Here is a 21,113-nt window from a genome sequence, read left to right as displayed (position 1 = left end):
TGGCCAGGAATCCAGAAGCAGGTCAGCGGAAGCGGTTCAGGGCCTTGGCGAGTTCGGTGGGGCTGTTCACGCCCAGTTTCCAGTAGGCCTGGTTGCGGTGGTTCATCGCGGTCCGCATAGCGATGCCGAGGCGCTGGGCGATCTCCCTGTGCGAATGCCCGGCCGCCGTCAGCTGCGCCACCTGGAGCTCGCGGTCGGTCAGGTCCGGCGCCGCCAGGCCGCGCAGGGCCGGGGTGTCGGGCCCCTGGCACGCTCCAGCCAGCGACCACGCCTCCGTCGCCGCCGTGCGAGCCGCCTTCTCGCCCCTGGTCCCGCGCAGCACCGCCGCGGCCTGGGCGGCGGCCTCGGCGGCGTGCAGGCGCATGCCCAGCGCGTCGAAGCCCTCCGCCACGCCCAGCAGTCCCTTGGGGTCGCCGCCCGCCAGCGCCGTCGCGTGCGCCGCCGCCAGCCGTAAGCGCGGGCCCTCGTGCGACGTGGCCAGCTCGGCGAGCCGGGGGAGCGCGGCGGCGGGGGCGCCGAGCCGTACCACGTCGTGGAGGGCGACCGCCTCGAAGGCGGACAGGCCGCTCTCCCGGCAGTCGGCGGCGGCCGCGAGCGCCAGCTCGACGGCCCGGTCGGTCTCGCCTTCCGCGGCGGCGATCCACACGCGGGTCAGGGCGGCCCAGCGCATGAAGGCGGTCCAGGTGGCGCGGTTGCGGGCCAGGGCCGCGCGGAGGGTGTCGCGGGCGGCGGCGGCCTCGCCGCGCAGCGCCTGCGTGGCGGCATAGGCGGCCATGCAGCCGCCCACGGTCAGCGCCGTCTCGTGGTTGGCGGGCGCATGCAGGATCAGCAGCGCCGCGCCCAGCTGGCCGCGCAGGGTGGCGGCGTTGCCGCGGGCCAGGGCGAGGCTGCCCTCGCCGCGCGACCAGCCGCGCTGGCCCGCGAGAGCGGCGCGCATGGAGGCGATGGCCTGGTCCATGACGGCCAGGTCGCCGGAGAAGTACCCGCACATCGCCCAGGTGGAGTGCAGGGGAGAGATCAGGGCCGGCAGCTCGTCCCGCCAGGCCGCCGCCTCGCGCAGCGCCTCGTGGACCAGCTCGACCGCCTCCGTGGTGCGTCCGGCGTAACACAGGGACAACGCGCGGGAGCCGAGGACCTGGGCCCTCTGGGCGGGGCCGAGGTCCTGGGCGAGGAGCTCGGCGCCGAGGCGGAGCGCCTCGGCGGGCCTGGCCGCCGAGGCGGTCAGGCCCAGACGCTGGACGGCGACCTGCCGTCGCGGCGGCGCCGAGGTCAGCTCCTTCTCGGCGGCGGACAGCAGGTCGAGCGCGTCGCCCAGCCGGTCCATGCCCCAGGCCAGGTTGCTGGCCCTGGCGAGGACCAGCCGCGCCCTCGTGGGCTCGTCCTCGGGTTCGGGAGTGGCGTCGAGCACGGCCCTCGCCCGGTCGGGCTGCTGGGCGTAGTCGAGGAGCGTGGCCAGCTGGAGCGAGGCGGGCACGCCGCCCCCCGCCTCCAGCGCGGCCTCGCCCAGGCGGATCGCCAGCGGGTAGTCGTGGGCCGACCAGGCCAGGCGGGAGGCGTCCAGCAGCGGCAGGGGCGCGGCGCCGAGACCTCCGGCCAGCCGCCACACCGTCACCCTGAGCGGGTCCTCCCTGCGCCGCAGGCCCGTGGACTCCAGTGCGGCGACCAGGTCGGCGTGCCTGCGCCGGCGGCGCAGCTCGGGCAGGCGCTCGCGGGCCACCTCGCCGTAGAGAGGGTGGCCGAGGCGGGCGATCTCGCGCTGCCTGTCGACGCGCACCCTGACCAGCCCGCGCTCCTCGGCCTCCAGTAACGCCCGCTCGGAGGTGAGCGAGCTCAGCGTGCGGGCGCCGATCGGCTCGGCCAGCGCCGTGTACTCCAGCACGTCCTTCAGCTCGGGCGACAGGGCGCCGATCCGCTCGTGGATCAGGTCGACCAGGCGCGGAGCCAGAGGCGGGTCGCCGGTCAGCTTCCACATCCCGTGAACGGGCGACAGCGCGCCCGAGGCCATGGCCGCCCCCACCACCTCGTACAGGAACAGCGCGTTGCCCTCCGTCACCTCGCCGAGCCTGCGCACGGTGGCGTCGTCGGGCTGGGCGCCGAGGGCGGCGGTGAGCACGGCGGCTACGTCGAGGTCGCTGAGCGGGTCGGCGTCGTACCTGCGCAGGTGGCCCTCCCGCCACAGCAGCGTCACGGGGTCGGGCGCGGGCTCGCTGGCGCGCAGGGTGGCCACCATACGCGCCTGCCTGGCCCTGACCAGCGAGGCGATCACCTCGGCCGAGTGGCTGTCGAGCAGGTGCGCGTCGTCCACGGCGAGCACCAGCACGCGGCCCCTCGCGTGGCCGAGGAGTTCGTCGGCGGCCCAGCGCAGCGTGTTGACCAGGTGCGGAGGGTGCTGCCGCGGGATGAGGTCGGCGAGCGCGCCGTTCGGGATGGAGCTGGCGGCCTTGGTCGCCCTGATGCGCACCAGCGCCACCTTGGCGGCGTGGAAGTGCGTGAGGACCTCGTCGGCCAGGCGCGACTTGCCGACCCCGGCGGGCCCCGCGATGACGACGCCCTGCGCCGTCGGATCCCGCGCCAGGCGCACCAGGTCCTCGAGCTCCTGTCTGCGGCCCGCGAACGGCCAGCGTTTCATGGGCCCCTCCCGTTACGCCCTTGTGGCCTATTTCGTCATCCCTTATCGTCCTTTTGTGGCGCGATGGGGTGCGAAATTCGATGTCGATTGCCCGAGTTGTGCCCGACCTACTGTCGCACGCGAACCCGATGGATTACATCGGGTTTTTCTCCCCGAACGATTGCGGCCCTATTGGCTGGCCGTCTGCCAGAGCTGCGGACAGGCGCTGCTGCTCGAATCGGAGCCGGAATTCGACGACCGCGACCCCGACGACCTTCCCGCCAGGCCCGCCACGGTGCTGTGGCCGGCCGACGGGCGGCCCGTCTCCGCCGAGGTGCCGCCCGCGGTGCGGCAGGAGCTCGCCCACGCCCGCGCGGGACTGCGCGCGGGCTCGCCCGCCTCGGCGGTCGTGCACGTGCGGCGGCTGCTGGAGGCCGTCTGCGCCGACCACGGCGTGACCGGGCGCACGCTCTTCCACGCGCTGGGCGAGCTGCGCCGCGAGGGGCTCATCGACGGCTGGTTGCTGAGCTGGGCCGAGGAACTGCGCGAGCTGGGCAACGAGGCCGCCCACCTCGGCTCGCGCCCGCTGGGGAGGTCGGAGGCGGAGGACGCGGTGGAACTGGCGGAGGCGTTCGTCGACTACGTTTACGTTTTCTCCCACAAGTACCACCGCTTTCAGGTACGGCGCGGCGCCGCCAAATCACCGAATATCCGGAATATACGAAATGTCATACAAGAGACCCCGGCCATCCGGATTCTTCGTAAATCTCAGGTGCCGTTCAGGGTCCATCCTTATCCCCACGATCCGGCCAGGACGAAATCGAGGGCGGCGGTCGCCGACGAACTCGGCATCTCACCCATGCGCCTGCTCAAGGCCGTCATCCTCTATCTCGGCGAGCACGCCGTCGTGGCCATCGCGCCGGTCGAGGGCGCGATCGACGAACGGGCTCTGGCCAGGGCCTTCGGCGCCGCCCGGGCGAGGATCGCGGGGCTCGCCGACGTCGTGCGCATCGGCGAGACCATCGCCGCCGACGTGGTCAGCCCGCTGGCGCTGCCGTACCTGCCGTCGGTCCTGGAGGAGACCTCGGCCGCCGCGTCGAGCGTGTACGTCTCCAGCGGCCGCCACGGGCTCGAACTCGAGCTCGACCCTGCCGACCTGGTCCGGCTGACCAGGGCCAGGACCGCCCCGATCGTGAGGTGAGGACATGGCCGAGGTCGTCTTCGAGGGTTCCTTCGACGAGGTCGCCGCGCTGGAGGAGTGGCTGCGGGACGCCGATGCGCTGCGGGGGAGGGTCCACCTCGAGCACCGGCCGCCGGAGCAGGGGCGGATGGGCGGCGAGCCGCCCGCGCTCCGGATCGAGGTCGAGTCGGCGGCGCAGGCGGCGGCCCTGACCAGGACGGTGGAGTTCTGGCTGCGCTCCAGGGGTGGCGACGTCGCGCTCAAGCTGCGGATCGGCGCGGAGGTCACCGCCGACCTCGACCTACGCGCCAAGCTGGACGTCGACGCCCTCGTCGCCCAGGTCGCCGCCCTCCTGCGCGACGCGCTCAAGGCCGCCGCCGACTGACCGCGGCGTCCGGGGGCCCGGTGCCGGCTCAGGCCGTGAACGCGTGCACGGAGCGGAGCATGCGGGCGGCCGCCTCGAGCCCGCGAGAGGCTTCGAGGGCCCGGCCGCAGGCGAGCGCGAGCCTGCCCAGCAGGTGCTCCTCCCTGTCGGTGAAACGGCCTCCCGCCACCCACAGATAGACCAGATCGCGCGTGGCCAGCGGCACGGGCACCGCCAGGAAGCCCGGCGCGCCCAGGGACGGGTCCTTCGCCACCAGGACGGGATCGGAGCCGGTCGCCAGCTCCTTCAGCGTTCCCGACTCCTCCAGCCACGCGCGGACGCCCAGCCGATCGTCTCGCGGGATCAGCGCGTGCGTGAGGCAGGCGAGCTCCTGCAGGGGGTCCACCTCCGCGAATCCCGCGTACGACGTGCCGCCCACCGCGGCCGCGCACCTGACGACCTGGCCCAGCAGGTCGTCGGCCTCCGTACGGGAGAACGATTCGATGAGCTCCTTCACGCAGTCGCTGGTCATGCCTCATCCCCTTTGATGATGGCTCGCCGGGATCGGCGGAGAGTTAACGGACGGCGACTCGGAGTATTATCCCCAAACGCGTTCTTGACCACCCCTCAACGGGAAATGCGGATTTTTCACCCTTAGTGGGGACGAAGGAGCAGCCACTCGACATCGTCCCCTCGTGTGCCGTCAGGGCGCGGGAACAGCTCGCGATGCACTCCCTCCCTGCTGAAACCCGCCCGCTCCAGCACGCCCTGCGACACCTCGTTGGTCACGTCGGTGCCCGCCACGATCCGGTGCAGCGCGGTCTTCGTGAACGCCCAGTCCGTCAGCAGCCGCACAGCCCTCGAGATGAGACCCCTGCCGCGGAAGGCGGGCATCAGCGAGTAGCCGAGCATGGCCTGGCCGATCAGCGGCGCGACCTGCGTGAGCTGGATGTGCCCGGCGAAGGCGTCGGTGGCCGCGTCGCGCACGGACAGCTCCACCCGCTGCCCCGACAGCCACCAGTAGCCGGTGTAGCGGCAGCGGCGCTCGCTGCTCTCGATCGTGCCGGCGGGCGCCATCATCCAGCGCGTGACGCTCGGCTCCCGCATCAGGCCGTGGAAGTCGGGGGCGTCGGCGGGGGCCATCGGGGCCAGCCGCACCACCCCGTCCGACAGCTCGCCGCCCTCGAGGAAGGGCAGGTACTGCGGCGCCGCCTCGCCGGGGTCGCTCGCCAGCCGCGCGAAGGCCACGAAGTCGGCGGGCCTGCCGTCCCTGGTGTGGCGCCGCTCGCGCTCGACGCCTTCCTGCAGGTAGCCGGCGGCGTAGGCGACGCGCAGGCTGGCCAGGTTCTCCACCTCGGCACGCAGTTCGATGCGGCGCGCGCCCTTGTCGAAGGCCCACTCGCTGACCGCCCTCGCGGCCGCCGTGGCCACGCCCTTGCCCCTGGCCCACTCGGCCACCCGGTAGCCGATCTCGAGCGTGTCACCCGGGCCAGGGGCGCGCAGGCCGGCCGCGCCAAGGTAGCGGCCCGTCGCGGCGTCGGTGACGCTGAACTCCGCGCCGCCCTCGGCCCAGCGCCGCTCGGCCATCTCGAGATAGCTCTCCGCGTCTTCGCGGGTGTACGGCACGGGCAGCAGGTAGAGGAACCTGGCGGTCTCGGCGTCGGAGGAGGCTCGCACGATCGCGCCGAGGTCGTCGCGGGACGGGGGGCGCAGGATCAGCGAACCGGCGGAGATCACTTCACGCGGCAACATGGTCCATTGCTATCAATCGTCCGCCTCGGGTGGCGAATCGGCGTCCAGCAGCTCGGTCAGCTCCGTTCGGCCGTTGACGCCGAGCTTGCCGTACACCGACTGCAGGTGGTTGTCGACCGTCCTGATCGACAGCACCAGCCGCGCGGCGATCTCCTTGCTGGCCAGGCCCGCCGCCGCGAGCCTGGCGATCTCCCTCTCGCGCGCGGTCAGCGCGGGACCCCGCAGGCGGGCCAGCGCGGGCGTGCGCGGGCCGCCGCAGGCCGCCGCGCACGCCGCCGCCCTGGCGGCGGCGGTCCTGCCCTTCTGGGGATGGCCCCGCGCGTGGTGCGCGGCCGAGGCCTGCGCGTACGCCTCGGCGGCGTGCAGCGTCATCCCCAGCTCCCTGAAGGAGCCCGCCACGCGGTCCAGGCCCTCGCCGTCTCCCGAGGCGGCGGCCGCGGCGTGCGCCGCGCAGACGGCGGCCAGGGCGCCGTCGTGCCGCCGGGCGACCTCCGTCAGCCGCGTCGCCACCCTTCGCGCCCCGCCGAAGCGCACCACGTCGTGCAGGGCGCCCAGCTCGATGCCCAGCAGGGCTTGTGATCGGGCGCGGGCGGCGTGCGCCAGCGCCAGCTCTGTCGCGCGAGGCAGCTGGCCGCCCATCGCCGTCACCCAGCGCTGGGCCGCGTCGATGGAGGTCTGCAGCAGGTAGAGGACGTCGGTGCGGTCGCGCTCGGCCTCGGCCAGCAGCGCGCGGGCGGTTCCCTGGTCGCCGAGCAGCGCCGTGCAGTGGGCCAGCTCGGCCACCGCGAGCGCGGTGAAGTGGCCGGCGCCCGCCAGCGTGGTGGCCTCCTTGGTGATGCGCGCCGCCTCGGCCAGCCTGCCGCGCATCCTGGCGATCTCGCCGTGCCACTGCAGGAACATGCGCCTGAACAGGCGTAGCGCGCTGTCGTCTCCAAGCACCTCCTGCCCGTGCCGGACGGCGCGCTCGGCCGCGGCCAGGTCGCCCGACAGCATCTCCGCCAGGTAGCTGCCCGCGATGAGCTTGAGCACCTCGGAGGGCGCCGCGTCGTGCCAGGAGGCCTCCACCGCCCTGGCCCGAAGGCACATCCGCCTGGCCTCGTCGCACCTGCCCGCGTACGGCAGGCCGTAGGCGGTGATGCCCAGCGCCATCGCCTCGGCGACCACCGACAGGTGCTCGCCCGCCAGCATCTCCTCGGCCGCCCGCGCGCTCTCGTGCACCTCACCGCGCAGGATGCGCACGTTCAGCCGCATGGCGTGCACCAGTAGGCGCAGGGAGGGGTCGTCGAGCATCGCCTCGGCGGCGTCGAGCACGGCGTCGGCCTCGGCCGGACGGCGCAGCCCGAAGTTGAGGTTCCAGGCGCGCTGCATCGCCAGCTGCGCCCGCAGCTCGGGGCCGCATGGCTCGTTCCACACCGAGGTCAGCGCGGCCTCGGAGTCGGTGAACGCCTCGGAGAACGACAGCACGTCCGACAGCATGATGGCCGCCCGCGCGCCACCGCCCGCGTTCAGCGCCGCCCAGCCCAGCCTGGTGGCCAGGGTGGCGTCGTGCGCCGCCCAGGCGATCTCGCTGCCCGACAGCAGCGGGCCGGGGTCCTTGACGGTGCCGCTCTCCAGGCGCCACACCGCCAGCCGCACCACGTCGTCGCGCCGCCGCCCGCCCGCGGCCTCGAGCGCCTCGGCCAGCCGGCGGTAGCGGCGCCTGGTGCGCAGCAGGGGGCTGCCGGCCCTGATCGCCTCGCCGTACAGGGGGTGGGCCAGGCGCACCAGCGTGCGCCTGCCGTCCACGAGCACCCTGATGAGGTCCTTGGCCTCCAGCGACTCGACGGTGGCGGCCGGCACCAGGCCGGCCAGCAGCTGTGCCCCGAGCGGCTCGCCCAGCGCGATGTACTCCAGCGCCTCCTCCTCGGCGGGCTCCAGGCGGCCGATGCGGGCGGCGACCAGGTCGGCCAGCGCGGGGGCGACCGGCGGCGCCGACTCCAGGCGCCACAGACCCCGCACCCGCACCAGCGCCCCTCCGTCGAGCGCGCCGGCCACCAGCTCGCGAAGGAACAGCGCGTTGCCCCCGGCGAGCCGGTGCAGCCTGGCCACGCTGGCCGACTCGACGGGATCGCCGAGCACGGCGGCAAGGATGCGCCCGACGTCGCGCAGGCTCAGCGGCGCCAGCTCCATCCTGACCAGGCCCAGGTCCTTCCACAGTGATACCAGCGTGTCGGGGACGGGCTCGCCGCCGCGCAGGGTGAGCAGCAGCTGCGCGGCGGCGTCCTGCGCCATGTGGTGCAGGACCGCGGCCGAGCCGGAGTCGAGCAGGTGGGCGTCGTCGACCAGGATCAGGGGGCGCCGCTCGGTCCCGACGAGCGTGTCGGAGATCCACTTCAGCGGGTTGGCGCCCTGGGGCAGCGCGGCGGGCAGCAGGTGGGCCAGCGCCCCGAAGGGCAGCTCGCGGGCGGCCATCGAGGCGATGGCGTGGACGGCGGTGCGCCCGCGCGAGCGCAGGGAGGTCACGACCTCCATCGCCAGCCTGCTCTTGCCCGCGCCCGCGGCGCCCACGATCGCGACCCCGCGGACGTCGGGATCGTTCATCAGCGTCAGCAGCCGGTCGGTCTCCTCGACGCGACCGGCGAAGGGCCAGCGTGTCGGCACGTGAGGATGTTACGGTCCAGAAGGGCGCAGATACAGGGGGTTGCCGCGGGCCGTTCGAGTGCGCGATTCGCCCTATCCTCATGCGCATGGGTTTTCGCAGGCACGGGCCGTTCCAGGTGGGGGATCAGGTGCAGCTCACCGACCCCAAGAACAAGCGTCACACGATCACGCTGAAGGAGGACGGGGTCTTCCACACGCACAAGGGGGCGATCCCGCACAGCGACCTGATCGGCCAGCCCGAGGGCTCGGTGGTCCGCTCGGCCAACGGCACGCAGTACCTCGCCTTCAGGCACCTGCTGCAGGACTACACGCTGTCGATGCCGCGCGGCGCGGCCGTCATCTACCCGAAGGACGCCGCCCAGATCGTCGGCATGGCCGACATCTTCCCCGGTGCCCGCGTCATCGAGGCCGGAGTCGGCTCGGGCGCGCTGACCTGCTTCCTGCTGCGCGCGGTGGGCCCGGAGGGCAAGGTCACCTCCTACGAGCGGCGGCAGGACTTCGCCGACGTCGCCAAGAAGAACGTGGAGAAGTTCTTCGGCGGCGAGATGGACAGCTGGCGCCTGGTCGTGGGCGACCTGAACGAGTCCATCGACGAGCTCGACGTCGACCGGATCATCCTCGACATGCTCGCCCCGTGGGAGTGCGTGGAGTCGGCCGCCAAGGCCCTCACCCCCGGCGGAGTGATCTGCGTCTACGTGGCCACGACCACGCAGATGTCCAAGACCGTCGAGGCACTTCGCGAGCACGGGAGTTTCACCGAGCCCCACGCGTGGGAGACCCTGGTTCGCGACTGGCATGTCGAGGGGCTCGCCGTACGGCCTGACCACCGGATGATCGGGCACACCGGGTTCCTCGTCAGCGCCCGCCGCATGGCGGACGGCGTCACGCCCCCGCCACGGCGCAGACGACCGAAGGGAACCACCGAAGAACTATGACAATTTGGCCACGGCGGTGCGTTGGTGCGTGACACGGGAACAGATCGCCGTGTTCATATGCTGCATGTACTAAACGCTCCGATAGGGGTAAATAGCCAAACACTGAATGTCACTCGACGAACACTGCCCGGCCAGGTTACGGAGGGGCCCGAGATAGGTAAGGTCCTAAGTAGTCGCCCTCGACTGGGAAGGAGGTGACGGGGCGTGGCAGCTCGCGATGATGCTGAGGCTCGAGCCGCGCAGCGCGAACGGGAGGTCGCTGATCTTTCAACACAGGTCTCCTTCCTGCAGGAGGAGATCACCGCGCTGAGGCGGAAGCTGGCCGAGTCACCCCGTCAGGCCAGGGTCCTGGAAGAGCGTCTCCACGAGGCGCAGGCCAACCTTGCGGCGGTCACCAGCCAGAACGAACGGCTGGTCGCCACACTCAAGGAGGCCAGGGACCAGATCGTTGCCCTCAAGGAGGAAGTCGACCGGCTGGCCCAGCCGCCGTCCGGCTTCGGCGTCTTCCTCGAGGCCAGGGAAGACGGCACGGTGGAGGTCTTCACCGGAGGCCGCAAGCTGCGGGTCAACGTCAGTCCCGCGGTCGACGTCGAATCGCTCAGGCGTGGCCAGGAGGTCATGCTCAACGAGGCGCTCAACGTGGTCGAGGCGCTCGGCTACGAAGAGGTCGGCGAGATCGTGATGCTCAAGGAGCTGCTCGAAGACGGCGAGCGCGCCCTGGTCATCTCCCACGCCGACGAGGAGCGCGTGGTGCGCCTTGCCGAGTCGCTGGTCGGGCAGCCGATCCGCGCGGGCGACTCGCTTCTGCTGGAGTCCCGCTCCGGCTATGTCTACGAGCGCATTCCCAAGTCCGAAGTCGAAGAGCTCGTGCTCGAAGAGGTCCCCGACATCTCCTACGAGGAGATCGGCGGCCTCATGCGGCAAATCGAGCAGATCAGGGACGCCATCGAGCTGCCCTACCTGCACGCCGACCTGTTCCGCGAGCACAAGCTCCGTCCGCCCAAGGGTGTGCTGCTGTACGGCCCGCCCGGCTGCGGCAAGACGCTCATCGCCAAGGCCGTCGCCAACTCCCTGGCCAAGCAGGTCGCGGAGAAGACGGGCCAGTCGGGCAAGAGCTTCTTCCTCAACATCAAGGGCCCGGAGCTGCTCAACAAGTACGTCGGTGAGACCGAGCGGCACATCCGCCTGGTCTTCCAGCGAGCCCGCGAGAAGGCCTCAGAGGGCACCCCGGTGATCGTGTTCTTCGACGAGATGGACTCGATCTTCCGCACCCGAGGCTCTGGCGTCTCCTCCGACGTCGAGAACACGATCGTCCCGCAGCTGCTGTCTGAGATCGACGGCGTCGAGGGACTGGAGAACGTCATCGTCATCGGCGCCTCCAACCGCGAGGACATGATCGACCCGGCGATCCTGCGGCCCGGCCGCCTGGACGTCAAGATCAAGATCGAGCGGCCCGACGCCGAGGCGGCGAAGGACATCTTCTCCAAGTACCTCATCTCCGAGCTCCCGCTGCACCCGGACGACCTGGCGGAGCACTCCGACTCCCGCGAGTCGACCATCCACGGCATGATCCAGAGCGTCGTCGAGCGCATGTACTCCGAGAGCGAAGAGAACCGCTTCCTCGAGGTGACCTACGCCAACGGCGACAAGGAAGTCCTGTACTTCAAGGACTTCAACTCCGGCGCGATGATCCAGAACATCGTCGACCGGGGCAAGAAGATGGCCATCAAGCAGTTCCTCGAAACCGGGCAGAAGGGCCTGCGGGTGCAGCACCTGCTGGCGGCCTGCGTGGACGAGTTCTCCGAGAACGAGGACCTGCCCAACACCACCAACCCCGACGACTGGGCCCGCATCTCCGGCAAGAAGGGCGAGCGGATCGTCTACATCCGCACGCTGGTCTCCGGCAAGACGGGCACCGAGGCGGGGCGTTCGATCGACACGGTCGCGAACACCGGCCAGTACCTGTAAGTCCTACGGTCGAAAGGGGCCGCTTCCCTCGGGGGAGCGGCCCTTCGACGTGCGGGGCCGCTCCGTGCCCAAGGGGCGGCCCTTTCGACGATGCGGGGCCGCTGCGGCGCCCAGGGCCGGCCCCTCGCCACGAGCCCACGTGCCCGTCTCCGAGAGCCCCCGTCTCTAAGCGAGTCTCCGTCTCTGAGCCCGCGCCCCGTCTCTGAGCCCGCGCCGGTCTCTGGGGTGTGCGGGTCTCTCGGGCTGTGCCGGTCTCAGGTGTCGCCCGTCTCAGTGCCGGGCGCCGGATCGCGGGTCGGGTGCTTGAGCGTGCGCACCCGTGGCCTTGAGGTCTTCCTGGGTAGATGCGAAAGCGGTGGAGGGCGCACTTTCCCGCCCTCCACCGTCTCCCTTCCACAGCGCCCCTTCCAGAGCGCCCTCGGCTAGCCGACCTCCACGCTCTCCAGCAGGCCGAGCGCGTCGGGGACCAGGACGGCCGCCGAGTGGTAGGTGGTGACCAGGTAGGAGGAGATCGCCTGGTCGGAGATGCCGGCGAACCGCACCGACAGCCCCGGTTCGCGCTCGTCGGGCAGCCCCGTGCGGCGCAGCCCGATCACCCCCTGGTCGTCCTGGCCCAGGCGCATGGCCATGATCGAGGTCAGCCCCTTGTCGCTGACCGGGATCTTGTCGCACGGCAGCAGCGGCACGCCCCGCCAGGCGATCACCCTGCCCCCCGGCACCTCGGTCACCGCCGGGTAGACCCCGCGCGCGTTGCACTCGCGGCCGAAGGCGGCCACCGCCCGCGGATGGGCCAGGAAGCAGTGCGTCTTCCTGCGCCTGGACAGCAGCTCGTCCAGGTCGTCAGGGGTGGGCGGCCCCGTCCGGGTGTGGACGCGCTGCTTGAGATCGGCGTTGTGCAGCAGGCCGAACTCCCTGTTGTTGACCAGCTCGTGCTCCTGCCGTTCGCGCAACGCGTGCACGGTGAGCCGCAACTGCTGCTCCAGCTGGTCCATCGGGTCGCTGTAGAGGTCGGTGACCCTGGTGTGGACCCGCAGGATCGTCTGCGCCACGCTCAGCTCGTACACGCGCGGCGACAGGTCGTAGTCGACGAACGTGCCGGGCAGCCGAACCTCGCCCACGTGGCCCGCCGCCAGCGCCACCTCCGCCTCGCCGTACCTGTTCTGCGGCTTCGGCGGGCCCGAGGGCGTCAGATGGGCGCGCAGGGCGGGGGAGCGGTCGAGCAGCGCCCGCAGGGCGGGCGCCGGCAACGCCAGGACGGTGCAGGCGGTGATGGCCCGGACGGTGTACCCCCACGAGGTGGCGCCGCCGGTCAGCAGCGAGTCGCCCAGGTGGTCGCCGTCGGCCAGCCGCCCGAGCTGCACAGGGCCGTCGTAGGCGCCGCGCGCCGACGTGGCCAGCTTGCCGTGCGCGACCAGCAGCACCTCCTCGAGGGGCCGGCCCTCCTCGGCGAGGACCTGGTCCGGCTCGTACTCGCGCTGCTCGAACAGCCCCGCCAGCTCCGCCAGGACGTCCGTGTCGGCGAAGCCGCGCAGCGCGGGCAGCTCGCACAGTTCGCCGGGGATCACCCTGACGTCGGCGCCGGTCGAGGTGAAGCTCACCCTGCCGTCACCGACCCGGTAGGTGAGGCGCCGGTTGACGCGGAAGGCGCCGCCCGTCACCTCCACCCACGGCAGCACCCGCAGCAGGTGCCGCGGGGTGATCTCCCGCATGAACGGCACGGACTTGGTGGTGGTCGCCAGATTCCTGGCGGCCGCCGTGCTCAGGCTCAGCGTGGTCACGAGGCGATCCTTCCCAGCAGTGTCCCGATCCTCGTGCCTGCCGTGCCGAGGCCCGTCGGGCCTGCCACCCAGCGGGTGCCCTTCAGCGTCGCCTCGTCATAACGTTTGCACTCCCTGTGCCAGCGCAGGATCGCGGCCATCCAGTCACCCAGCTCGGCGACGTAGCCGGCCACCGACGCGCGCAGCTCGGCGTCGGCCGCCATGTCGTCGAGCAGGGCGGGCAGATCGACCTCGGCGATCTTCTGGAACTGCCGCATCCTGGCCGCCATCAGCGAGCTGACCAGCTCCACCGCCCTGGGCCGGTCGCAGTCGAAGAACGTCTCCATGACCAGCACCATGTTGTGCAGCTCGCCCTCGTACTCGATCTCCTTCTGGTAGGAGAACAGGTCGTTGAGCATGCAGCAGTAGTCGTGGGCCGCGCCGGTCAGCGCCGTCATCGGCCGCGACCCCCAGACCTCGGCGGGGATCGACCGCCCCGGCGCCAGCCGCGCCAGGGCCATCGTCATGTCCGAGCCGAACGTCTTGCGCCGCATCTCCACGTAGTCGACGGGATCGGGGACCCGGTTCTGGACGTGGTTGGACAGCTCCCACACCCAGCTGGCGGTCATCTCCTCCACCGCCGACCTGAACCGGGCGCGGCCCTCGGGCGGCATCGGCTCCGCCGTACGGACCCACAGGTCGGCCAGGCCGCGCTCTACCGGGTTGGCCGCGACCGCCGTCACCACCAGATCGAGCGGCATGAACTCCGAAAGACGCTTGTTGAACGCCTTCGCCCCGGTGAAGTCGCGGGAGCGGCCGAAGACCACAGGCACGTAGTCGTCGCCGTAGGTGCCCCAGCTCAGCCAGTCGGTCGCCAGGATCAGCTCCTCCAGGCTCGCGTCCGGGTCGATGCCGGAGGCGCACAACGCCAGGTCGAAGCCGGCGTGGCCGGCTCGGTCCCACACCATCGTGTAGAAGCCCATCGCCTCCGCGTACTCGAGGGTCGCCCTGCGCGCCGCGTCCAGGTGCGGGTTCTCCCGCGCCTGGAACGGCATGGGGATATCGGGCAGCGGCAGGTGGCCCACCTTCTGATGCGGCACGTGGGCGTGGTTCCTGAGCCCGCCGGGGCCCATCACGTGCCGGGGGGAGATGTGGAAGCCCGTGCGCCCGCCGCCGTTCATGTAGCGGTTGGAGCGCATGTGCCACTCGTGCCCGCCCGACTGCCAGTCCTGTAGGCCGCGCGCGTAGCGCAGCACCGCCTCCTGCTCGTGCGGGAGCAGCGCGTACTCGGCGAACAGCACGGGCAGCTCGGTGAAGGTCGTGTGCTCGAAGACGTGCAGGCGCGAGGTCAGCAGGTCGTTGGTGACCTCGGCCGCCTTCTGGGTGTCGCAGTCGAGGAAGCGCTCCACGACCAGCACGCAGTTGGACAGCTCGCCCTCCTCCTCCACCTCCCGCCGGTAGGAGAACAGGTCGTTGCGCAGGTGCACCGCGTCGGCGAAGGTCTCCGTCAGCACCCTGATCGGACGGCTGGCCGCCACCCGCTCGGGCACCTCCACGCCCACCGCGTGCTCGATCAGGCAGGCCGACCACGGAGCGCCGCCGACCTTGCGGCGCTCCTCGATGTACTCGATCGGGTTGGACACCTGACCGTCCTCGATGTGGAACAGCTCCCACATCGACTCCTGCATCAGCTCGTGGTTGGCCCTGGTGAACCTCTCGCGCCAGAGGTCGGACATGCCGGGGACCGTACGGGCCCACAGGTCCTTGAGCCCGCGCTCGACCGGGTTGGCCGGCTCCGGCGGATCGTCGGTCATGAACAGGTCGAGCCGGTCGAGGTAGGCCTGGGCGCCCGCCACGTCGCGGGTTCGCTTGAACGTCTCGAGGAAGTGATCGTCGAAGTAGAAGACCCACACGTACCAGTCGGTGACCAGGTCGAGTTCGGCGGCGTCGCACTCGGGGTGGGTGTAGGCGCACAGCAGCCCGTAGTCCATGCCGTCGAACCTGCGCTCCTCCCAGATCTCCGGATCGTCGAGCATGCCCATCTCCCTCGCCCACTCCTTGGTGTGCGCGCGGGCGGTCTCGACATGCGGGTTCAGCCTGGCCGGATACGGGAGGTAGAAGTCGGGGAGTTCGAAGGGATCCATCAGCCGACTTCGACGCTTTCCAGGATGCCCAGCGCGTCGGGCACGAGCACGGCCGCCGAGTAGTAGGTCGTCACCAGGTAGGAGATGACCGCCTGGTCGTTGATGCCCATGAAGCGAACCGAAAGGCCCGGCTGGTACTCGTCGGGCAGGCCGACGCGGTTCAGGCCGATCACGCCCTGGTCGGCCTCGCCCAGGCGCATCGCCATGATCGAGGTGATGCCCTTGTCGGTGATCGGGATCTTGTTGCAGGGCAGCATGGGGATGCCCCGCCACGCGGGCACGCGCTGCCCGCCGTACTCGGTGTTGGACGGGTAGAGGCCCCTGGCGTTGCACTCGCGGGCGAAGGCCGCGATCGCCCTCGGGTGGGCCAGGATCACCGCCGGATCCTTCCACACCTTGGCCAGCAGCTCGTCGAGGTCGTCGGGGGTCGGCGGGCCCGAGCGGGTGTGGATGCGCTGCTTGAGGTCGGCGTTGTGCAGCAGGCCGAACTCCCTGTTGTTGACCAGCTCGTCCTCCTGCCGCTCCCTCAGCGCCTCGATGGTCAGCCGCAGCTGCTGCTCGGTCTGGTTCATCGGCTCGTTGTAGAGATCGGCGACCCGCGAGTGCACGCGCAGGATCGTCTGGGCCACGCTCAGCTCGTACTGCCTCGGTTTCAACTCGTAGTCGACGAACGTGCCCGGCAGCCTGGCCTCGCCCACGTGGCCGGCCGCCAGCGCGATCGCGGCCTCACCGTGGTCGTTCTGCGCCCGGTCGGCGGGGTTCGAGGCGCCGTCGAGGTGGGCGCGCAACGATTCTGAGGAGTCGGCCACCTCGCGGAAGGACTGCGCGGACATCGTCAGCACCGTGCAGGCCGTCACCGCCCGCGCGGTGAACTCCCACTGGCCGTCCTGGCCGTCCTGGCTGAGCAGGATCTGCTCGCCCAGGTAGTCGCCGTCGGCCAGCACTCCCAGCACGCTCTCGTTGTCGTAGGCGCCCTGCGCGACCTTGGCGACCTTGCCGTGCGCGATGAGCACCACCTCGTCGCGCGGCCGTCCCGCCTCGACGATCGCCTCGCCCTGGGCCACCTCCCGCTGGGAGAAGCGGCCCGACAGCGCGGCCAGCGCGTCCTGGTCCTCGAACCCGCGCAGCGCGGGCAGCTCGGCCAGCTCGCCGGGGATCACCCGCACGTCCGCGCCGGTCGAGGTGAAGGTCACCCGCCCGTCGCCGACCGCGTACGTCAGCCGCCGATTGACCCGGTAGACCCCGCCGATCGCCTGGACCCACGGGAGAACCCGCAGCAGGTGCCGCGAGGTGATCTCCTGCATCTGCGGCACCGACTTGGTGGTCGTCGCCAGGTTCCGTGCCGCCGCTGTGCCAAGGCTGAGCTGATCGTCCGTCATTCCCTCACCCATCCGTCCGGAGGACTTCGACACGCAGAGTTATCTACTGTCAACGGAAAGTAAAACACGGGTAATGGTAAAGTCTCACCAGCCACACGGAACCCAACCGCACCAAACCCCGTCAAAAGGGCGTGCAGAGACGACGGATGAGCGCCAGGCGATCACAGACCCCGGGGCGGCTCGCAGAGCTCGATCTGCTCCGCTTCATCGCCGCCATGGCCGTCCTCGCCTTCCACTTCTTCGTGGCGTTCGCCTCCGTCTGGGGGGAGCGGCCAGCGACGCTGTTCCCCTGGCTGGCTCCCGTCGCGGGGCTCGGCATCCTCGGCGTCGAGCTCTTCTTCGTGATCAGCGGGTTCGTCATCCTCATGACGGTCTGGGGCCGGGGGCTGGGGGCGTTCGCCTGGTCCAGGTTCGTGCGCCTCTACCCGGCCTACTGGCTGAGCCTGGCCGCGGTGGTCGTCGTGTACGGCGTGCTGGCCGCCAAGCCGCTGGATCCCAAGCTGTCGGCGGGCGAGTACGCGGTCAACGCGACCATGTTCCAGCGGCTGTTCGACGTGGGGGACGCCAGCGGCGTCTACTGGTCGCTCTGGGCCGAGCTGCGCTTCTATCTGCTCATCTCGATCCTGGTGATCGTGGGCGTCACCTATGGGCGGGTGCTGGCCTTCATGGCCGTCTGGCTGGCCGCGGCCGTCCCCGTGCACTTCCTCGGCGACCAGGTCGCCCTCCTCGGTCATGAGATCGTCACCGAGATCGTCATGCCGCGCTATGCCGGATATTTCATCGCAGGGATGGCGCTGTACCTCATCCATCGCTTCGGCTCGGCCTGGCCGCCGTGGCTGCTGTTCGCCGGCTCGTGGGTGCTGTCGGTGGACTCCGCCCTCGTCCGGGTGGCCAGCCGCGTCAAACTCGCGGGCGCGAAGGCCATGCCGGTCACGGAGTTCGGCGTCGTCTTCACCATCACGCTGATCTTCGCCGTCATGGCCATGGTCGCGCTCGGCTACCTCAGGATGCCGTCCTCGCCGGTGCTGACCGCGCTCGGCGGGACCACCTACCCGCTCTACCTGTTCCATAGCGTCGTCGCCGTGGTCCTGATCCCGCCCCTGGTCGGCGCGATGCCCGCCTGGATCGTCGGCGTCATCGCCACACTCGTGACCCTGCTCTTGTCATATCTTGTCTATTCCTGTGCCGAGCGGCCTCTTCAGCGACTCCTTCGGCCTCGGCGCACGCCGCAAAGCACGCCAATGCCCGCCGTACAGGCTGAAAAGGCGTCGGTGCCATAACTCTGTGACCCTCAGGGACTGTGAAGGGCATAGGCTCGGGCATATAAACGGCGGATAGACAGACCCGGACGAACAGAGGGTGCGCATGACGGTGCGTCGGGTGATGGGCATCGAGACCGAGTACGGCATCTCCGTACCCGGCCAGCCAGGCGCCAACGCGATGGTGACCTCCTCGCAGGTCGTGAACGCCTACCTGGCCGCCTCGGCGGCCAGGGCGCGCAGGGCGCGGTGGGACTTCGAGGAGGAGAACCCGCTTCGTGATGCCAGAGGCTTCGACCTGGCCCGGGAGGTCGCCGACCCCAGCCAGCTGACCGACGAGGACCTCGGCCTGGCCAACGTCATCCTCACCAACGGCGCGCGCCTCTACGTCGACCACGCCCACCCGGAGTACTCCACGCCCGAGTGCACCAACCCTCGCGCGGCCGTCATCTGGGACAAGGCGGGCGAGCGGGTGATGTACGACGCCGCCGTGCGCGCCTCGGCGATCCCCACCAACGCGCCGATCCAGCTCTACAAGAACAACACCGACGCCAAGGGCGCCTCCTACGGCTGCCACGAGAACTACCTCATGCGCAGGGCCACGCCCTTCGCCGACATCGTCAGGCACCTGACGCCGTTCTTCGTCTCGCGCCAGGTCGTGGTGGGCTCGGGCAAGGTCGGCATCGGGCAGGACTCCCGCGGCGAGGGCTTCCAGATCAGCCAGCGGGCCGACTTCTTCGAGGTCGAGGTGGGTCTGGAGACGACGCTCAAGCGGCCCATCATCAACACGCGTGACGAGCCGCACGCCGATCCGGAGAAGTACCGCCGCCTGCACGTCATCATCGGCGACGCCAACATGTCGGAAATTTCGACATATTTGAAGCTCGGAACGACGGCCCTCGTGCTGGCCATGATCGAGGACAACTTCCTCACCCGTGACCTGGCGGTCGACAATCCCGTCCAGGCGCTGCGCGCGGTCTCCCACGACCCCACCTGCCGCTACGAGATCCCGATGCGCGACGGGCGCAAGCTCACCGCCATCCAGCTGCAGATGGAGTACCTCGAGCAGGCCCGCAAGTACGTCGAGGAGCGCGGCACCGCCACCGAGGAGATGAACAAGGACATCCTCGACCGCTGGGAGTCCGTCCTGACCCGCCTGGCCGAGGACCCCATGCAGCTCTCCCGCGAGCTCGACTGGGTCGCCAAGCTGGAGCTCCTCGAGGGCTACCGCACGCGTGACGGCCTCGCCTGGTCGCACCCGCGGCTCCAGCTGGTCGACCTGCAGTACTCCGACATCAGGCCCGACCGCGGCCTCTACAACCGCCTGGTCGCCCGCGGACGCATGCAGCGCCTGGTCACCGAGGAGCAGGTCCAGCGCGCGGTCGAGAACCCGCCCACCGACACTCGCGCCTACTTTCGGGGGCGCTGCCTGCGGCAGTACAGCGAGTCCGTCGCGGCGGCCTCGTGGGACTCCGTCATCTTCGACATCCCCGGACGTGAGTCCCTGCAGCGGGTCCCGACCCTCGAGCCGCTGCGCGGCACCAAGGCGCACGTCGGCGAGCTCTTCGACCGCTGCCGCACCGCCGCCGACCTCGTAGCGGCCCTGACCGGCGGCGACTGAGCCTGTCTCGGCCCTGACCGGCGGGGGGCGGACCCCTTCGCGGCCCTGACCGCCGGCGACCGACCTCGCCGCTCCCATGGCCTGGAGCGGTCGGCCTGATCGTGGCTCCGATCGGCTCGGCCCTCCTCGCCGCTGGCGTTACCGGGACATCCTGCCTGATCGCCGCTATGGCCGCCGCGTGCGATTGGTTGCCGTGCTGACCGCCGCGTCCGACGTGGTCGCTGTCTTGATCGGCTCGGCCCTCCTCGCCGCTGCCCCTCCTGGGGCATCCGGCCTGATGGTGGTCCTGCGGCCGACCTCCTCGCGGCTCTGACCGCCGGGAGCCGACTTGGTCGCGGTCCTGATCGGGGGTCGATCGATCTCGTCGCCCCGGTGGCGCCCGACCCACGTACGGCCGGGCCAACGCGCCCCTCACGGCCCCGTGCCCGGGTGCGGTGTACCTCGCGCGGGAGGGCTCGCTGCCGCGTCATGCGGCGCCTGAGGCCGTCCCGCCTCTGGGACCCCGCGCCGGCCACCTTACGGGACTCATCGACGCTCGCTACAGCAGTGAGATGCCCAGGATCAGCGTCCCGACGGCGAGCGACAGGCCGCCCGCGAAGGTCAGCCAGATCAGCCGGCTCGGCTTCGTGTCCCTCGGCCGGATCACCGACAGGAAGAAGCCCAGCGGCATCAGGATCGGCGCCGCCACGATGAGCGTGCGCACCAGCGACTTCATCCCGTCCGAGAGTGTCGCCGCGTCGATGTACAGCAGCGCGACCAGGCTGAACAGCACCAGCACCCCCGCATGGGCGTGTCCGGCCCGCCAGAGGCCGCGCCTGACCGGGTTGTCGTTGTATCCGGGGACGCTCCGCATGAGGAACGTCAGCAGCGTGACGCCGCCATAGGCGACGCCGGGGACTGTGATGAGCAGCACACCCGCGGTGCTCAGTGTGGAAGGGGACATCCTGGACCTCCTGGGAGATAGGGGTCCAGTATTGGATAGGGGGGCTATCTAGTCAACCTCGTTGAAGATCGCGCGGCATTGGGCGCGCAATGTCGGTCGGTTCGGGGAAGATATCCACTAGAGGCAGTCCCCCAAGCGGAGGTTGATCATGGCGAACAGGGACACCGGCGGTCAGAAGCAGACCGGTCGTCGCGAGAACGAGGTCGAGGAGACCGAGGCCTCGGCGGGCGGCGATGTGCAGGAGCGGCAGGAGAAGCTGACCGACGACGTCGACGCGATCCTGGACGAAATCGACGAAGTTCTCGAAGAGAACGCAGAGGAGTTCGTGCGCTCGTACGTGCAAAAGGGTGGGGAGTAGGCAAAACGCATAGATAAGGGGCCACGATGGAGAGACGTCCAGGTTCGAGCTGATCCTGGCTCGGCGGCGGTGTGCCGTACCGAGGGCTCATCCGGCCTGGCCCGCATCGCACCACCGAGGACGACGACGAGCGCACGCTCGCCCGGCAGGGCGGGCTCTGCGCCGTCCACACGCCGCCGTCGCCGGGCAGCCCCCGAGACGGCCA

At 70.8% G+C, this 21,113-nt stretch carries 15 protein-coding genes; 7 read left to right on the top strand and 8 right to left on the bottom strand.

The window, feature by feature from the left end:
- Positions 1-22: 22 nt before the first annotated feature.
- Complete coding sequence (locus tag H4W81_RS16925) at positions 23-2,629, bottom strand: AAA family ATPase (protein WP_192775695.1); 2,607 nt, start codon at positions 2,627-2,629, stop codon at positions 23-25.
- A gap of 160 nt (positions 2,630-2,789) precedes the next feature.
- Between H4W81_RS16925 and H4W81_RS16920 the strand changes: the two genes are divergently transcribed.
- Complete coding sequence (locus tag H4W81_RS16920; RefSeq protein ID WP_192775694.1) at positions 2,790-3,809, top strand: DUF4145 domain-containing protein; 1,020 nt, start codon at positions 2,790-2,792, stop codon at positions 3,807-3,809.
- Positions 3,810-3,813: 4 nt separating this feature from the next.
- A complete protein-coding gene (locus H4W81_RS16915; RefSeq protein WP_192775693.1) occupies positions 3,814-4,173 on the top strand; it encodes an effector-associated constant component EACC1 in 360 nt (119 codons plus the stop codon).
- A gap of 28 nt (positions 4,174-4,201) precedes the next feature.
- Here H4W81_RS16915 and H4W81_RS16910 read toward each other — a convergent pair whose 3' ends face one another.
- The 3 genes from H4W81_RS16910 to H4W81_RS49355 form a co-directional block, all read right to left on the bottom strand.
- Positions 4,202-4,684: a hypothetical protein gene (locus H4W81_RS16910; protein WP_192775692.1), complete on the bottom strand. Its 483-nt coding sequence runs from the start codon at positions 4,682-4,684 to the stop codon at positions 4,202-4,204.
- Positions 4,685-4,806: 122 nt separating this feature from the next.
- Complete coding sequence (locus tag H4W81_RS16905) at positions 4,807-5,904, bottom strand: GNAT family N-acetyltransferase (protein ID WP_192775691.1); 1,098 nt, start codon at positions 5,902-5,904, stop codon at positions 4,807-4,809.
- Positions 5,905-5,916: 12 nt separating this feature from the next.
- On the bottom strand, positions 5,917-8,544 hold the full coding sequence (locus tag H4W81_RS49355; protein WP_192775690.1) for a LuxR C-terminal-related transcriptional regulator: 2,628 nt from the start codon (positions 8,542-8,544) through the stop codon (positions 5,917-5,919).
- 86 nt (positions 8,545-8,630) lie between these two features.
- Between H4W81_RS49355 and H4W81_RS16895 the strand changes: the two genes are divergently transcribed.
- Entirely contained in the window at positions 8,631-9,479 is an 849-nt protein-coding gene (locus H4W81_RS16895) for a tRNA (adenine-N1)-methyltransferase (RefSeq protein WP_192775689.1), read from the top strand.
- A gap of 204 nt (positions 9,480-9,683) precedes the next feature.
- Entirely contained in the window at positions 9,684-11,447 is a 1,764-nt protein-coding gene (gene arc, locus H4W81_RS16890) for a proteasome ATPase (protein ID WP_192775688.1), read from the top strand.
- A 422-nt stretch (positions 11,448-11,869) separates the two neighbouring features.
- Here arc and H4W81_RS16885 read toward each other — a convergent pair whose 3' ends face one another.
- From H4W81_RS16885 to H4W81_RS16875, 3 genes are read right to left on the bottom strand one after another with little or no spacing between them, the layout of a single operon-like run.
- Entirely contained in the window at positions 11,870-13,225 is a 1,356-nt protein-coding gene (locus H4W81_RS16885) for a family 2B encapsulin nanocompartment shell protein (RefSeq protein ID WP_318781778.1), read from the bottom strand.
- Positions 13,222-15,348 (bottom strand): terpene synthase family protein, encoded by a 2,127-nt coding sequence (locus tag H4W81_RS16880; RefSeq protein WP_225958664.1) that lies wholly within the window; start codon positions 15,346-15,348, stop codon positions 13,222-13,224. The genes H4W81_RS16885 and H4W81_RS16880 overlap by 4 nt, the downstream gene beginning before the upstream one ends.
- Positions 15,348-16,727 carry a family 2B encapsulin nanocompartment shell protein gene (locus tag H4W81_RS16875; protein WP_225958663.1) on the bottom strand — a complete coding sequence of 460 codons (1,380 nt, stop codon included), beginning with the start codon at positions 16,725-16,727 and terminating at the stop codon, positions 15,348-15,350. The genes H4W81_RS16880 and H4W81_RS16875 overlap by 1 nt, the downstream gene beginning before the upstream one ends.
- Positions 16,728-16,873: 146 nt before the next feature.
- Between H4W81_RS16875 and H4W81_RS16870 the strand changes: the two genes are divergently transcribed.
- Positions 16,874-18,007 carry an acyltransferase family protein gene (locus tag H4W81_RS16870; RefSeq protein WP_192775687.1) on the top strand — a complete coding sequence of 378 codons (1,134 nt, stop codon included), beginning with the start codon at positions 16,874-16,876 and terminating at the stop codon, positions 18,005-18,007.
- Positions 18,008-18,092: 85 nt separating this feature from the next.
- Positions 18,093-19,607 (top strand): depupylase/deamidase Dop, encoded by a 1,515-nt coding sequence (gene dop / locus H4W81_RS16865; protein WP_225958662.1) that lies wholly within the window; start codon positions 18,093-18,095, stop codon positions 19,605-19,607.
- Between the two features lie 538 nt (positions 19,608-20,145).
- Here the strand turns inward: dop and H4W81_RS16860 are convergent.
- Positions 20,146-20,550 carry a hypothetical protein gene (locus H4W81_RS16860; RefSeq protein WP_192775686.1) on the bottom strand — a complete coding sequence of 135 codons (405 nt, stop codon included), beginning with the start codon at positions 20,548-20,550 and terminating at the stop codon, positions 20,146-20,148.
- Between the two features lie 148 nt (positions 20,551-20,698).
- Between H4W81_RS16860 and H4W81_RS16855 the strand changes: the two genes are divergently transcribed.
- Positions 20,699-20,908 carry a ubiquitin-like protein Pup gene (locus tag H4W81_RS16855; protein WP_183661680.1) on the top strand — a complete coding sequence of 70 codons (210 nt, stop codon included), beginning with the start codon at positions 20,699-20,701 and terminating at the stop codon, positions 20,906-20,908.
- Positions 20,909-21,113 lie beyond the last annotated feature (205 nt).

Origin of the sequence: Nonomuraea africana, from assembly GCF_014873535.1 — a bacterium.
Classification (GTDB): Bacteria; Actinomycetota; Actinomycetes; order Streptosporangiales; family Streptosporangiaceae; genus Nonomuraea; species Nonomuraea africana.
The sequence above is the reverse complement of the archived record's forward strand: the minus strand, read 5'-3'. Positions and strand labels throughout refer to the sequence as shown.

Excerpts from the sequence above, each read along its gene's own strand:
- H4W81_RS16925 (WP_192775695.1), bottom strand. The coding sequence starts at position 2,629 with ATGAAACGCTGGCCGTTCGCGGGCCGCAGACAGGAGCTCGAGGACCTG.
- H4W81_RS16915 (WP_192775693.1), top strand. The coding sequence starts at position 3,814 with ATGGCCGAGGTCGTCTTCGAGGGTTCCTTCGACGAGGTCGCCGCGCTG.
- H4W81_RS16910 (WP_192775692.1), bottom strand. The coding sequence starts at position 4,684 with ATGACCAGCGACTGCGTGAAGGAGCTCATCGAATCGTTCTCCCGTACG.
- H4W81_RS16905 (WP_192775691.1), bottom strand. The coding sequence starts at position 5,904 with ATGTTGCCGCGTGAAGTGATCTCCGCCGGTTCGCTGATCCTGCGCCCC.
- H4W81_RS16895 (WP_192775689.1), top strand. The coding sequence starts at position 8,631 with ATGGGTTTTCGCAGGCACGGGCCGTTCCAGGTGGGGGATCAGGTGCAG.
- H4W81_RS16880 (WP_225958664.1), bottom strand. The coding sequence starts at position 15,348 with ATGGATCCCTTCGAACTCCCCGACTTCTACCTCCCGTATCCGGCCAGG.
- H4W81_RS16875 (WP_225958663.1), bottom strand. The coding sequence starts at position 16,727 with ATGACGGACGATCAGCTCAGCCTTGGCACAGCGGCGGCACGGAACCTG.
- H4W81_RS16870 (WP_192775687.1), top strand. The coding sequence starts at position 16,874 with ATGAGCGCCAGGCGATCACAGACCCCGGGGCGGCTCGCAGAGCTCGAT.
- dop (WP_225958662.1), top strand. The coding sequence starts at position 18,093 with ATGACGGTGCGTCGGGTGATGGGCATCGAGACCGAGTACGGCATCTCC.
- H4W81_RS16860 (WP_192775686.1), bottom strand. The coding sequence starts at position 20,550 with ATGTCCCCTTCCACACTGAGCACCGCGGGTGTGCTGCTCATCACAGTC.
- H4W81_RS16855 (WP_183661680.1), top strand. The coding sequence starts at position 20,699 with ATGGCGAACAGGGACACCGGCGGTCAGAAGCAGACCGGTCGTCGCGAG.